Origin of the sequence: Mesorhizobium sp. M1143, from assembly GCF_040318435.1 — a bacterium.
Lineage (GTDB): Bacteria > Pseudomonadota > Alphaproteobacteria > Rhizobiales > Rhizobiaceae > Mesorhizobium.
The window spans coordinates 34555-48599 of sequence record NZ_JAMYMJ010000030.1; the positions used below are offsets into that span (position 1 = coordinate 34555).

The window sequence follows — 14045 nt, forward strand, 5'->3', positions numbered from 1 at the left end:
AGACGCGGAACTATGGAACGGGTGCGGACTTTTGTCCACATGGTCAAATTTGGCCGTGTCGCTGGCAGGAGCCGGCGCTAGCGTACCGCCTTCTCGCCACCGGCTACGGTGATGACGCCGACGATGATCAGCCCGGTCAGCAACAGCCGAACGCCGGCGCTGACGCCGAACGTGTTGAGCATGGTCAGAAGCAGCACCAGGAACAGCGCCGCGCCCCAGACACCGGGAACATTGGCCTTGCCGCCGGCGACCGAGGTGCCGCCGATGACGACGACGGCGATCGAGGCCAGCAGGTACTCGTTGCCGATATCGACATTGGCGCCGCGGAAATAGCCGGCGAGCAGCGCCCCGTCCATGCCGCCGAGCGCGCCCGACAGCGTGTAAGTGAGGAAGCGGGTGCGGCCGACATTGACGCCGGCAAGCCACGCGGCGCGGATGTTCTGGCCGATCGCCAGCACCGAGCGGCCATAGATCATGCGCTGCAAGGCGATGGCCGCACCGATGGTGAACAATACGGTAAGGATCGCCAGCACTGGAATGCCCAGGATTTGCCAGTTGGCAAAATCGGCAAAGCCGGGCGGCGGCTTGATCTGCAGGCCACGCCCATAGCTGATGTCGATCGACTGGATGATGAAGCTGGCCGACAGAGTGGCGATGATCGGCGGGATCCTCAGCGCCCAGATCAGGAGATAGTTGACGGCACCGATGGCAGCGCCGCAGGCGAGCGCGGCGAGCAGCCCGACCACGATCATGGAATCGCTGCCGCCCATGACCTTCATGGCGACGGCACTGGCGAGCCCGATATTGGCCGGCAGCGACAGGTCGACATTGCCTGGCCCGAGCGTGATGACGAACATTTGGCCGACGCCGACGATCACGGTGAACACGGCAAGCGAAAGTGCCGCCGTGATCATGCCGCCGCCGCCATAGCCGCCGGTGAAAGCGATGGTCGCCAGCCAGACGAACATCGCGCCGATGAACGACCAGATCCAGGGTTTGGCGACAAGCGATTTAACCAGCGTCATCGCTACCTCTCCCTGCGGCTGATCAGGACGCGGGCTGCCAGCACGATGATCAGGATGGCGCCGTTGGCCGCGACCTGCCAGTCCGGCGGAATGTGCATGAAGGTGAGCAGAGGCGATGCCGCCAGCGCCAGTGTCAGCGCGCCGAGCACGGCGCCGATCGGCGACACCCGGCCGCCGACGAACTCGCCGCCGCCGAGAATGACGCCGGCGATCGCCAGCAGCGTGTAGCCATTGCCGATATTGGCGTCGGCCGAGGTGGTGATGCCGATCAGCGCCATGCCGGACAGAACGCCGAATAGGCCGGTCAGCGCAAACAGCACGATCTTGGTTCGAAGCAGCGACCAGCCAGCGCGCCTGAGCGCCGCCGGATTGCCGCCGGATCCCCGCAGGATGACGCCATAGGAGGTGCGCATCAGCCCAAAATGCACCACCGCTGCGATCGCCAGCGCGGCGATGATAGGGAACGGAATGAAGGGCGGCTTGAAGGCCATCAGCGACAAGAGCCAGTCCGGCGCCTTGCCACCGGGCTTGGGCAGCACCAGAATGGCAAGTCCCTGCCAGACGAAGCTCATGCCCAGCGTCACCACGATCGACGGCAGATTGCGCAGATGGATCAGTGCGCCGAGCAGCGCATAAACGCCTATGGAGCCGAGCAGGATGATCACGCCGAGCAGCGGCGCGTCCTTCAGCCAGGTCGCGGTGACGCAGCCGACAAAGCCGACAAAGGTGCCGATCGACAGATCGAGCTCATTGCCGGCGATGACGAACATCTGGGCGATCGTCGCCAGCGCGATCGGAATAGCGAGGTTCAACATCAAGCTGAAGCCGAAATAGCTGATGGCGCGTGGGTTGAGCCAGGCGATGGCGATAACCACCAGCGCCAGCGACAGCGCCGGCAACAGGCTGCGCAGCAGGCGCGCGCGGGCGGCACTGCTGCGCGGCGAGGTCGTCGGGCCGGGAGCGATTGCCGTCATCTCAGGCCGCGTCGCCGAATGAGGACTGGATGATCTTTTCCTCGGTCAGCTCGTCGCGCGTGAGATTGGCGACGATGCGGCCGTTCTTGAAGACATGGATGTGGTCGCAATTGTCGAGCTCTTCGGTCTCGGTGGTGTACCAGAGGAAGGTCCGGCCCTTGGCCGCCTCCTCGCGCACGAGATCGTAGACCTCGAGCTTGGTGCCGATGTCCACGCCGCGCATCGGATCGTCCATCAGCACGATCTGCGCATCGGAACCCAGTGCGCGGGCAAACAGCGCCTTCTGCTGGTTGCCGCCGGACAGCGAGAAGATGTTGTTGGTCATATCAGGCGTGCGGATGCCAATCTTCTGCTTCCAGAACTCGGCAAGCTCGGCCTCGCGCTGCGGCGAGATCAGCAGCCCTTTGCGCAGCTGCGCCAGCGAGCGGATGCCGATGTTTTCGGCAATAGACCATTGCGGGAAAATGCCGTCCGATTGGCGGTCTCCGGCCACCAGCGCCACCGGGGCGGTCACCTCGATATCAAGCCTTCTACGCGTCGCGGCGGCAAAGATCGCCAGCAACAGGTCGGTCTGGCCATGGCCGGCAAGCCCGGCAAGCCCGATGATCTCGCCGGCGCGGGCGACAAGCTCCTTGCCGTCCTGCTGCCGCTCGGGCCGCGCCCGCACCCTGAGCGGGCCCGCCGCCGGCCTGGCGGCGATCTCCGCCGCGATCTTCTCGCACGCTTCCGCGCCGCCCATCGTCGTCACCAGCCGGTCGCGGTCGAACGCTTTTGCCACGTCCGTGGCGACCACCTTGCCGTCGCGCATCACCACGATGCGGTCAGCATTCTGCAGCACCTCGCCCAGCACATGCGAGATCAGGATGCAGCTGCCCCCGGTGGCGACGAAACGGCGCACGAAGGCAAGCAGCTGGCCCGCAGTATGCGCGTCCAGCGAAGAGGTCGGCTCGTCGAGGATGACCAGGTCGAGCGGATCGCGCGTCACCGTGAAGGCGCGCGCCACCTCGACCATCTGCCGCCGGCCGATGGAGAGATCGCCGGCAATGTCGTCCGCCGAGATGCCGTGATCCGGAAAGATTTCGTCCAGCTTGGCGGCAATGAGAGCAGCCGCCTTGCGTCGCCAGCCGAAGCCGGTGAGCGCCGGATGGTTGATGCGCGTATTCTCCGCGATACTGAGGTTAGGGCAGAGCGACAGTTCCTGGAACACGCAGCGTATGCCGAGTTTCAGCGCGCGCGCCACCGAGTAGTCGGTTTCGGCATTGCCACGCACCGCGATCTCACCGCCATCGGGCTGCAGCGTACCGGCCACCATATGCATCAGCGTCGACTTGCCGGCGCCGTTGTGGCCGACCAGCCCGACGCATTCGCCTGATACAACATGGAAGTCGACGCCGTTAAGCGCCCGAACGGCGCCGAAATGTTTTTCGGCGCCGTTCAGCCTGATGATGTCCAAATGGGCGGCGCCGATTTGTTTTTCGGCGCCGCCCAGTCTGATGATGTCCGTATTGGCCTCAGGCATGCTCAACGATATCCGGTCGGTCATGCCGCTGGCAATGAATGCAATGCATCACTTGATATTGGCTTTGATCGCCGCGATTGCGTCTTCCTGGCTGTATTCGTGGGTGGCGACGCCGCCCTCCTTGATTTTCGGCAGCTCGGTCTCGAAATTGTCTTGGGTAAAGGCGAGATACGGCACCAAAAGGTCATGCGGAATGTCCGTGCGGCCGTCGAGCACCTGCTGCGCCACCCAGAAGGCCAGCGACGACACGCCGGGCGCGATCGAGGCCGACCAGGTCTGGTAGCCATCCTTGTCCTTCTGCTCCTTCCACCATTTCAGCTCGTCCTGGCGGTTGCCCATGATGATGGTCGGACGCGGCTTGCCTGCGGCGGCAAAGGCTTGTGCCGCGCCATAACCGTCACCGCCCTGGTCGACGATACCGACGATGTCGGGCAACGACGGCAGGATCGTCGCGACCGCCTTCTGCGCCGTCGTCTGGTCCCAGTCGCCGGTCACCGAACCGACGATCTTGAACTCGGGATGGGCGGCGACGCCTTCGAGGATGCCGGCATGGATGGCATCGTCGATCGAGGTGCCGGCAAGGCCGCGGATTTCCAGCAAATTGCCGCCCTTGGGCTGGAATTTGGCCATCTGCTCGACTTCCTGCTTGCCCATGTCCTTGAAGTCGACGACGACGCGGTAGGCGCAAGGTTCGGTGACGGTCCCGTCGAAGGAGACGACGACGATGCCGGCATCGCAGGCCTGCTTGATGGCGCCGTTCAGCGCATCCGGCGATGCGGCATTGATGACGATGGCGTCATAACCCTGCAGGATCAGGTTCTGCACCTGGGCAGCCTGGGTCGGCACTTCCTTGTCGGCGGTGGTGAAGATGTCGGCGGCGCCGACGATCTTATCCTCAACCGCCTTCTTGGTGACGATGCCGTAGCTGTCGAGCATCGCCTGACGCCACGAATTGCCGGCGTAATTGTTGGAGAAGGCGATCTTCTTGCCGCTGGTGTCGGCAAGCGCCGTGCCCGAGGCGAGCATCGCCGCCAGAGCGCTCAGGACGAGCAGTTTCTTCATGTCATAATCCTCCCATGGATTGTCGGCCCCGCCGACTGTTGCTGATGGTTTTGGCGTTGGCTGCCTGTTTTTTATCTATTGTCAGACAAATGCAGATGAGCTCGCTTGTCAACTGCGATCGGTTACACCTTGGCGATCAACTTCAGGTGCGGCGGTTGAAAAGCCTTCGCCTGCTGGTCTAGGGAAGGGCCAGGAGACCATGCCTGGCAGCGACGCCGCCGACCCTTCCCCCCAGTGCACCCAAAAGAATGGGCCCGCCCGGAATTCCGGCGCGCTGGACGTCAAGCGCCAAGAGCGGCGTAGGTGCCGCGCTTTCGCCGGCGAGCCGCGTCTGGTTCACGCTCAGCCATGGCATCGTCAATGAAGTCTACTATCCTGGTCTCGACAGCGCCTGCACGCGCGACATGGGACTGCTGGTCACCGGCCCCGGCGGCTGGTTCTCCGAGGAGAAGCGCGACGCCACGCATGCCATCGAGACATTCGAGGACGGCGTGCCCGCCTACCGGCTGGTCAACGCGACGGCGCGTTACCGGATCGAAAAGCGCATCCTGGCGGATGCGGCGCGCCCGGCCCTGCTGCAGGAAATCAGCTTCACGGCACTCGAGGGCGTGGCCACGGACTACCGCGTCTACGCCCTGCTGGCGCCGCATCTGGTCAATGCCGGCATGGGCAACACCGCCTGGATCGGCGAGCACAAGGGCAAGCCGATGCTGTTTGCGTCCGGGCGCGGCACCTGCCTGGCGCTTGCCTCCTCGCTGCCCTGGGGTGATTGCTCGGCCGGCTATGCAGGCTTTTCCGACGGCTGGCAGCAACTCAGCCGCGCCGGCCGGCTCGATCCGGCCTGCCAAAGGGCGGAGGACGGCAATGTCGCGCTGACCGGCGAGATCGGCTTTTCCTTGGCTAACAGCAAAGCCTTGCTTGCGCTTGGGTTTGGGGCAACGCCGGATGAAGCGGCGGAAAACGCCGCCGCCAGCCTGAAACGCGGTTTTGAGCCGGCGGCAAAGGCCTATGTCGCGAAATGGCGGAAATGGCAGGCAGGCCTGACGCCGCTCGACCACCATGATGCATCCGGCCTCAACACCTACCGCGTCAGCACAGCGGTGCTGGCGACGCACCTGTCGCTGGCGAGGCCCGGTGCGGCCGTTGCCAGCCTGTCGATCCCGTGGGGAGCGAGCAAGGGCGACGACGACCTTGGCGGCTATCATCTGGTCTGGCCGCGCGACCTTGTGGAAACCGCGGGCGGCTTGCTCGCCGCCGGCGATCCGGCGCAGGCGCTTGAGATCCTCGCCTATCTCCGTTCCATCCAGCAGCCGGACGGCCACTGGCCACAAAATGTGTGGCTCGACGGCTCGCTCTATTGGCCGGGCATCCAGATGGACGAATGCGCCTTCCCACTGCTGCTTGCCGATGCGCTGCACCGCGCCGGCCACCTGCCGCGCGCCAAGCTCGCCGCCTTCATGCCGATGGTCGAGAAAGCAGCGTCCTATGTCGTGCGCAATGGTCCCGTCACCGGGCAGGACCGCTGGGAAGAGGATGCCGGCTACAGCCCATTCACGCTCGCCGTCGAAATATCGGCACTGCTTGGCGCCGCCGATCTGTTCGACGTTGACGGCAAACCGGAGCCGGCTAACTATTTGCGCGAGGTCGCGGATTGCTGGAACGACCAGATCGAGCGCTGGACCTATGTCAGCGGCACACCGGCGTGCCACGAGGCTGGCGTCGACGGCTACTACATCCGCATCGCGCCGGCCGACGGTTCAGGCGCCGCATCGCCGAAGGACGGCTTCGTACCGATCAAGAACCGTCCGCCGGGCGATACCGACAAGCCGGCCGAAGCGATTGTCAGCCCGGACGCGCTGGCGCTAGTCCGCTTCGGCCTCAGGGCCGCGGACGATCCGCGCATCGTCGGCACGGTCAAGATCATCGACGCGCAACTGCGCTGCGACCTGCCGCAAGGGCCTCTATGGTACCGCTACACCAGCGACGGTTATGGCGAACACGCCGACGGCGCCCCCTTCGACGGCAACGGCCAGGGCCGACCCTGGCCGTTGCTGGCCGGCGAACGCGCCCACTACGAGCTGGCCGCCGGTAACAAGGACAAGGCGGCAAGCCTGCTCAGGACATTCGAGGCTTCGGCTGGTGTGGGCGGTCTGCTGCCGGAACAGGTCTGGGACGGCGCCGACATACCGGAGCGCGAATTGTGGCTGGGCAGGCCGTCGGGCAGCGCCATGCCGCTGGTCTGGGCGCATTCGGAACACATCAAGCTGTTGCGCTCGCTCCGCGACGGCGCCGTCTTCGACATGCCGCCGCAAGGCGTCAAGCGCTATGTCAGGGACAAGACCGGCTCGCCGCTGAGGATATGGCGCTTCAACAACAGGCTGCGCACCCTGGAAGCCGGCAAGACGCTGCGGGTTGAACTGCTGCAGCCGGCACTGATCCGCTGGAGCGGCGACCAGTGGCAGACCAGCCATGAAATCAACACGTCCGTGAATGTCTTTGGCGTCCATCTGGCGGATCTGCCGGTGGCCGATATTCCGCGAGGTAATACGATCGTCTTCACTTTTTTCTGGCCCGACGGCGACCGTTGGGAGAATGTCGACTTCACCGTCGGCATTGAGAACTAACTCGCCCACAATTTTCTTTCCTCAAGCGACTAGGACAAGACCATGCAGATCGGAATGATGGGACTGGGCAGGATGGGCGCCAACATGGTGCGCCGCCTGATGCGCGACGGCCATGAATGCGTCGTCTACGACATCAACCCGGCAAGCGTTGCCGCCCTGGTTGCCGATGGCGCCATCGGCGCCGCCTCCATGGAAGAGTTCGTCGGCAAGCTGTCCAAGCCGCGTAGCGCCTGGCTGATGCTGCCGGCGGCGATCACCGGCAGGATCGCCGACCAGATGGCAGCATTGATGGAGCCCGGCGATATCATCATCGACGGCGGCAATTCCTATTATCACGACGCTGTCGACCAGGCGGCCGAGCTCGCGGCCAAGGGCCTGCACTATGTCGATGTCGGCACCAGCGGCGGCGTCTGGGGCTTGGAGCGCGGCTATTGCCTGATGATCGGTGGCCCCGACACGGCGGTCAAACACCTCGACCCGATCTTCGCCACGCTGGCGCCCGGCGCCGATGTCGGCGCCACGCCCGACAAGGCGGGTGGAACCGCACCCTTTGGCTACCTGCATTGCGGACCGAGCGGCGCCGGCCATTTCGTCAAGATGATCCATAACGGCATCGAGTATGGCGTCATGGCCGCCTATGCCGAAGGCATGAACATTTTGAAATCGGCAAATGCCGGCAAAAGACAGCGCACGGCGGACGCCGAGACCAGCCCTTTGGAAAACCCGCAATACTATCAGTTCGACATCGACCTGCCGCAAGTGGCCGAGGTCTGGCGCCATGGCAGTGTGATCGGCTCGTGGCTGCTCGACCTCACCGCCGGCGCACTGAAGAGCGACCCGGCATTGGCCCAGTTCGGCGGCCGCGTCTCCGATTCCGGCGAAGGACGCTGGACGCTGAAGGCGGCGATCGACACCGGCGTGCCGGCGCCGGTTCTGTCCTCGGCTTTGTTCGACCGCTTCTCCTCGCAGGGCGAATCCGAATTCGCCGACAAGCTGCTGTCGGCCATGCGCTATGCCTTTGGCGGCCATGTCGAAAAGCCGAAGGCCGGCAAGTGAAGGCCGCAGGGGAGACGCGCAAGATGAGCCCGGAACGGTCCGACACGCTGGTGCTCTTCGGAGCAACCGGCGACCTTGCCCACAAGAAGATATTTCCGGCCCTCTACCAGATGGTAGCCAAGGGGACGCTGACCGAGCCGGTGATCGGCGTCGCCTTCGATGCCTGGGACATCAACCAATTGCAGGCGCGGGCCCGCGACGGCATCGTCAACGCTCTCGGCAAGATCGACGAAAAGATCTTCGCCAAATTCGCCAGTCTGCTGCGCTATGTCAGCGGCGACTACCGCGACGGCGCGACCTTCGAGAAGCTGAAGACGGCGCTCGGCTCGGCGCAGCGGCCTCTGCACTATATGGCGGTGCCGCCGACCATGTTCGAGACCGTCGTCCAGGGGCTGGAGCAATCCGGTACCGCGCATGGCGCGCGGCTGATGGTGGAAAAGCCGTTCGGCCACGATCTCCAATCGGCGCGCTGGCTGAATCGCGTGCTGCATCTGGTGTTCGAAGAGCAGTCGATCTTCCGCATCGACCACTATCTCGGCAAGGAGGCGATCCAGAACCTGCTCTATTTCCGCTTTGCCAATTCCTTTCTCGAGCCGATCTGGAACCGCAACTTCGTCGAAAGCGTACAGATCACCATGGCCGAGGACTTCGGCGTTGAAGGCCGTGGCAAATTCTATGACGATGTCGGCGCTATCCGCGACGTGATCGAGAACCATCTGCTCAACATCCTTTTGCTGCTCGCCATGGAACCGCCGGTCGGCCGCTCGGCCGACGATCTGATCGACGAGAAGGTGCAGGTGCTGCGCGCCATCCGCACGCTGACCAAGGACGACGTCGTGCGCGGCCAGTTCACCGGCTACCTCGCTGAACCCGGCGTGAAGCCGAACTCGCCGGTCGAAACCTTTGCCGCGGTGCGCTTCATGGTCGACACCTGGCGCTGGCAGGACGTGCCCTTCTTCATCCGCACCGGCAAGAACATGCCGGTGCATGTGACCGAAGTGATCGTGCGGCTGAAGCGGCCGCCGCTCGACGTCTTCGATCCGATCAAGCCCAGCGACGCCAATTACGTGCGCTTCCGCATCGACCCGCAGGTGGCGATCTCGATCGGCGCGCAGCGCAAGGCGCCCGGCGACGACATGGTCGGCGAGCAGGTCGAGCTCACCGCGCTGGACGATTCGAAGGGCGACATGCCGCCCTATGAGCGGCTGATCGGCGATGCCATGAACGGCAATGGCCAATTGTTCACCCGCCAGGATGCCAGCGAGCTTGCCTGGCGCATCGTCGGCCCGGTGCTGGGCGACACCACGCCGCCGCATATGTATGAGCCGAAGACCTGGGGGCCTGCCGACGCCATGGCCAGCTTCGGGCCGCCCAACGGCTGGATCAATCCGAGTTGAGCAATTCCAGGAAAAGTGCGAGCGGTCTTTCCGTCCGAAATTGGGTAAAAACAAAGAGTTGGAGCATTCCCCCGTTTCCCTGAAACGCGGGAATGCGCCAAGTGAGCGGAGGAAACGACATGGCCAAGGCAGCCAGGCCCGCGAAGGCCAAGGCCGAACCGATCGTGCTGACGATCGATGTCGGCGGCTCGCATGTGAAAATCCTCACCAGCGCAGGCGGCGAGATGCGCCGCGCCGATTCCGGACCGGACCTGACGCCGCAGCAGATGGTCGCCACGGTGAAGACGCTGGCCGAAGGGCTGGCCTATGACCTGATCTCGATGGGCTATCCCGGCCCGGTCAGGCACAACAGGCCTTCGCTCGATCCCGCCAATCTCGGCAAGGGCTGGGACGGCTACGATTTTGCTGCCGCCTTCGGCAAGCCGGTCAAGGTCGTCAACGACGCGCTGCTGCAGGCGATCGGCAGCTACGATGGCGGGCGCATGCTGTTCCTCGGCCTCGGCACCGGCCTGGGCGCGGCGATGATCCTCAACAATGTCGGCCAGCCGATGGAACTGGCGCATCTGCCGTACCGCAAGGGCGGCAGTTTCGAAGATTATGTCGGCGAGCGCGGCCTGGAGAAATACGGCAAGAAAAAATGGCGCAAATACGTTTTCGACGTCGTGGGGCGGCTGCGTGCGGCGCTGCAGCCGGATTATGTCGTCATCGGCGGCGGCAATGTCGACAGACTGGATGAATTGCCCGCCACATCCAGGCGCGGCGACAATACGCGCGCTTTCGAGGGCGGTTTTCGACTATGGCGCGACAAGGCGCTGATCGTCTGATAGTATTAAAATTCAGTATAGTTGTTCAAAATGACGTGTGGCGCGATACGAAGTCATTGCGTTACGCAGATTTGGCGATTAGAGCGGTGGCACCGGATGGAATCATCTGGCGCAACCGCACATATGCGGCAAGACAAATGACTAGAGCGGATTTCCGGCTCCGCTGGGACCACTCTGGGAGTTTCCGCCACCCCCCTAGCGACGGAGAGATAAATTGGCCGACGACAGCAACGACTCTGACAAGGACATCGACCTGCTCGAGCTTACCGCCCATATCGTGTCCGCTTACGTCGAGAAGAACCGCTTGCCCGTTGCCGGCCTGAGCGATCTCATCGCCAGCGTTGCGGCGTCGATCGGCGGGCTCAGCCAGCCGCCGGCCCCAGTGGCGGCGCCGCAGATCCCGGCCGTCAATCCCAAGCGGTCGGTGACGCCGGATTACATCATCTGCCTCGAGGACGGCAAAAAATTCAAATCGCTGAAGCGCCATCTCGGCGTCCATTTCAACCTGACGCCGGAAGCCTATCGTACCAAATGGGCCCTGCCGGCCGACTATCCGATGGTTGCCCCCAACTACGCGGCGTCGCGCTCCGAGCTGGCCAAGTCGATCGGCCTCGGCCGCAAGGCCGCAGTTGCCGCGCCGGCGAAAGCCAAGGGCCGGAAGGCCAAAGTTCCGGCCTGAGTGGGATCAGCGCCTCGGCCCTGAGCCAATCGTTTGGACGACTGGAACAGAAGCCTGCCGGCGAATGAGCCTTGGCAGGCTTCGTGCTTTTATGGCTTGTACCTCTGAGTGTCAGGACTTTGGGGGAGCAGCCATGAACTACGCCAGAATGGTGATCGAGAAAGAGGCGCCGGAGGAATACGGCTACGATCGCATTCGGTTCAATCTCTCCGAAAGCTCGATCGCCGATCAGAAACTCTCCGACGTCGGCCTGTCGCTGCCGGATCTCACGCTGTTCTACGGCGAGCATCGCGGCGACAAGGAGTTGCGGGCGCTGATCGCGGCGCAGGATTCCGGCATTTCGCCTGACGATGTTCTTGTGACCGCCGGTGCGGCGGGCGCGCTCTTCATCATTTCGACCTCGCTTCTGTCGGAGCGCGACCACCTTGTCGTCGTCCGGCCGAACTACGCCACCAACATCGAGACCCCCAAGGCGATCGGCTGCGCCATCTCCTATGTCGATCTCGATTTCGACGCAGGCTTTGCCATCGATTTCGGCCGCGTCGCCGCCAGCATGCAACCGAACACCAAGCTGATCAGCGTCACCTGCCCGCACAACCCGACCGGCACGATGATGGGCCGGGCCGATCTCGACGCGCTGATTGCGCTGGCCGAAGCGAGCGGCTGCCATCTGCTGGTCGACGAGACCTATCGCGACCTCTCCTATGGACAGCGCCTGCCGGCGGCGGCTTCTCTCAGCCCCAAAGCGATCAGCGTCTCGTCGCTGTCGAAAGCCTTCGGCATTCCCGGCATCCGCATTGGCTGGCTGATCACCAGCGATGCCGAACTGCAGGAGCGCTTCCTCGCCGCCAAGGAGCAGATCGGCATTTGCGGCAGCGTCATCGACGAAGGCATTGCGCGCGGCATGCTGGGGCGCCGCGACGCTTTCTTGGGCGCGCTGCTGCCCGAGATGGCGAAACGCCGCGACATCGTGCAAGCCTGGATCGACCGCGAGCCGCTGGTCGACTGGGTGCGGCCACAAGGCGGCGTCGTCGGATTTCCAAGGCTCGTTGTCAGTCCAGACTTCGACCTCGACCGTTTCTACGTCAATCTCTTGGAAAACCACGGCACCTATGTCGGTCCCGGCCACTGGTTTGATATGCCCAAGCGCTTCTTCCGCGTCGGTTTCGGCTGGCCGAAAGAGGCGGAATTACAGGGCGGCCTCGACGCCATTTCCGCCGCGCTGAGGCAGTAACGTCCGCGTGCAATCGGGCGAGCGGCTTGAAAACCGCTTGATCCGGGCCCGATTTTCACGCATACGCGCCCCGAACTTTGATAAGTTTCATTGGCCGGAACAGCGCCCATTTCCGGGAAGTGCCCCGCCGGCCAATGCAAGCAACGGGGCCTGTATCCATGACATCCCATTCCCATACACCGCCTGACCGGCGTTACGCCGCCTTCCGCCATCGCTCCTTCCTGAGCTATTGGGCGGCGCGTTTCCTGACCACCTTCGCCACCATGATCGTGTCCGTCGCCGTCGGCTGGCAGATCTATGATCTGACGCGCGATCCCTTCGATCTCGGCATTGTCGGCATCGTCCAGTTCCTGCCGTCGCTGCTGCTGGTGCTGGTCACCGGCGTTGTCGCCGACCGTTTCGGCCGCCGCCTGATCATGGCGCTGGCGACGGTAGTCGAGGCAGGTTGTGCGCTTGTCCTGTTGTACTTCACGCTGCGCGGTCTCGTCAGCCCGCTGCCGATCTTCATCGTGCTGGCTATGTTCGGCCTGGCGCGCGCTTTTTATGGGCCGGCCTCGTCGTCGCTGTTCGCCAACCTTGTTCCGCCGGAAGATTTCGGCAATGCGATCGCCTGGAACTCGTCCGCCTGGCAAACGGCGACCATTGTCGGCCCGGTCGCCGGCGGCCTGCTCTATGGCGTCTCGGCCGAAGCCGCTTACGCCGTTGCCTCCGTGCTGATGCTGGTGGCCGGTCTGCTGATCTTCACCATTCCGAAACCGGCCCAGCAGAGCGCCACCGACAAGCCGACGATGGAGACGCTGTTTGCCGGCTTCCGATACATCTGGAGCGAGAAGATCGTCCTGGGCGCCATCTCGCTCGACCTCTTCGCCGTGCTTCTGTCCGGTGCCTCGGCGCTGCTGCCGGTCTATGCCCGCGATATTCTGGAACTCGGCCCGTGGGGCCTCGGCCTGCTGCGCTCGGCGCCCGGCATCGGCGCCATCTGTGTCGCGGTCTGGCTTGCCGGGCATCCGCTGCGCGACAGTGCCGGCAAGATCATGCTCGGCTTCGTCGCCGGGTTCGGCGCCTTCACCGTGCTGTTCGGCGTCTCGACCATCACCTGGCTGTCGATCCTGGCCCTTGCCGGCCTCGGCGCCACCGACATGTTCAGCGTCTATATCAGGGAGACGCTGATCCAGCTGTGGACACCCGACGAGGTGCGCGGCCGCGTCAACGCCGTCAACCAGGTCTTCGTCGGCGCCTCCAACGAAGTCGGCGAGTTCCGCGCCGGCACCATGGCGGCGCTGATCGGCACCGTGCCGGCGGTGGTGATCGGCGGCGTCGGTGCGATTGCCGTCGCCGGACTGTGGGCGGTGCTGTTTCCGCAACTGCGAAGGGTGCGGCATCTCAACAGCCGCAACTGATCGAGTAAGCCGCAGGATCCGGCGCTCGGTCCAAATCAGCTTGCGCCGATGACGGCTGAGATGGGCCGGAAGCGGATGGGCCGGTTCTGGGCGAACTAGCCAGAAGGCGGGGCAGCCACAGGGTGGACATTTCAGTCCATATGGAAAATGATTATGTTGCCATGCACAATACTGCAGTGCTCTGGTCTCGACGAGAAACCTTAAATATAGAAGAGAACCACCCGACCTCCGGGTCCAGCTAGCGGGGACGC

General features: G+C 64.0%; 11 protein-coding genes. 7 read left to right on the forward strand and 4 right to left on the reverse strand.

All coding sequences use genetic code 11. The features are described 5' to 3' along the window. Nucleotides 1-77 precede the first annotated feature (77 nt). The 4 genes from NKH35_RS19900 to NKH35_RS19915 are packed head-to-tail and all read right to left on the reverse strand — an operon-like array spanning nucleotide 78 to nucleotide 4580. Nucleotides 78-1025, reverse strand: a complete 948-nt coding sequence (locus NKH35_RS19900; protein WP_023698400.1) for an ABC transporter permease — start codon at nucleotides 1023-1025, stop codon at nucleotides 78-80. Nucleotides 1026-1027: 2 nt separating this feature from the next. Beyond that, nucleotides 1028-1999 (reverse strand): ABC transporter permease, encoded by a 972-nt coding sequence (locus tag NKH35_RS19905; RefSeq protein WP_352915976.1) that lies wholly within the window; start codon nucleotides 1997-1999, stop codon nucleotides 1028-1030. Nucleotide 2000: 1 nt separating this feature from the next. Continuing rightward, complete coding sequence (locus NKH35_RS19910; protein WP_023709692.1) at nucleotides 2001-3518, reverse strand: sugar ABC transporter ATP-binding protein; 1518 nt, start codon at nucleotides 3516-3518, stop codon at nucleotides 2001-2003. 48 nt (nucleotides 3519-3566) lie between these two features. Next, nucleotides 3567-4580, reverse strand: a complete 1014-nt coding sequence (locus NKH35_RS19915; RefSeq protein WP_023683930.1) for an ABC transporter substrate-binding protein — start codon at nucleotides 4578-4580, stop codon at nucleotides 3567-3569. A gap of 248 nt (nucleotides 4581-4828) precedes the next feature. On the opposite strand from NKH35_RS19915, the gene NKH35_RS19920 reads away from it, so the two are divergent. The 7 genes from NKH35_RS19920 (at nucleotide 4829) to NKH35_RS19950 (ending at nucleotide 13794) form a co-directional block, all read left to right on the forward strand. Further along, nucleotides 4829-7204, forward strand: a complete 2376-nt coding sequence (locus NKH35_RS19920) for a glucan 1,4-alpha-glucosidase (RefSeq protein ID WP_352915980.1) — start codon at nucleotides 4829-4831, stop codon at nucleotides 7202-7204. A 42-nt stretch (nucleotides 7205-7246) separates the two neighbouring features. Then, the gene (gnd, locus tag NKH35_RS19925) at nucleotides 7247-8260 is read left to right on the forward strand and encodes a phosphogluconate dehydrogenase (NAD(+)-dependent, decarboxylating) (protein ID WP_023670467.1); all 1014 of its coding nucleotides are present in this window, start codon (nucleotides 7247-7249) and stop codon (nucleotides 8258-8260) included. Nucleotides 8261-8283: 23 nt separating this feature from the next. Further along, nucleotides 8284-9657: a glucose-6-phosphate dehydrogenase gene (gene zwf / locus NKH35_RS19930; protein WP_023687745.1), complete on the forward strand. Its 1374-nt coding sequence runs from the start codon at nucleotides 8284-8286 to the stop codon at nucleotides 9655-9657. Between the two features lie 119 nt (nucleotides 9658-9776). Beyond that, nucleotides 9777-10481 carry an ROK family protein gene (locus tag NKH35_RS19935; protein WP_023670469.1) on the forward strand — a complete coding sequence of 235 codons (705 nt, stop codon included), beginning with the start codon at nucleotides 9777-9779 and terminating at the stop codon, nucleotides 10479-10481. Nucleotides 10482-10695: 214 nt separating this feature from the next. After that, the gene (locus tag NKH35_RS19940) at nucleotides 10696-11160 is read left to right on the forward strand and encodes a Ros/MucR family transcriptional regulator (protein ID WP_023670470.1); all 465 of its coding nucleotides are present in this window, start codon (nucleotides 10696-10698) and stop codon (nucleotides 11158-11160) included. A gap of 133 nt (nucleotides 11161-11293) precedes the next feature. Then, the gene (locus tag NKH35_RS19945; RefSeq protein WP_023670471.1) at nucleotides 11294-12394 is read left to right on the forward strand and encodes an aminotransferase class I/II-fold pyridoxal phosphate-dependent enzyme; all 1101 of its coding nucleotides are present in this window, start codon (nucleotides 11294-11296) and stop codon (nucleotides 12392-12394) included. Between the two features lie 158 nt (nucleotides 12395-12552). Then, nucleotides 12553-13794, forward strand: a complete 1242-nt coding sequence (locus NKH35_RS19950; protein WP_023670472.1) for an MFS transporter — start codon at nucleotides 12553-12555, stop codon at nucleotides 13792-13794. The last annotated feature ends 251 nt before the right edge of the window (nucleotides 13795-14045 follow it).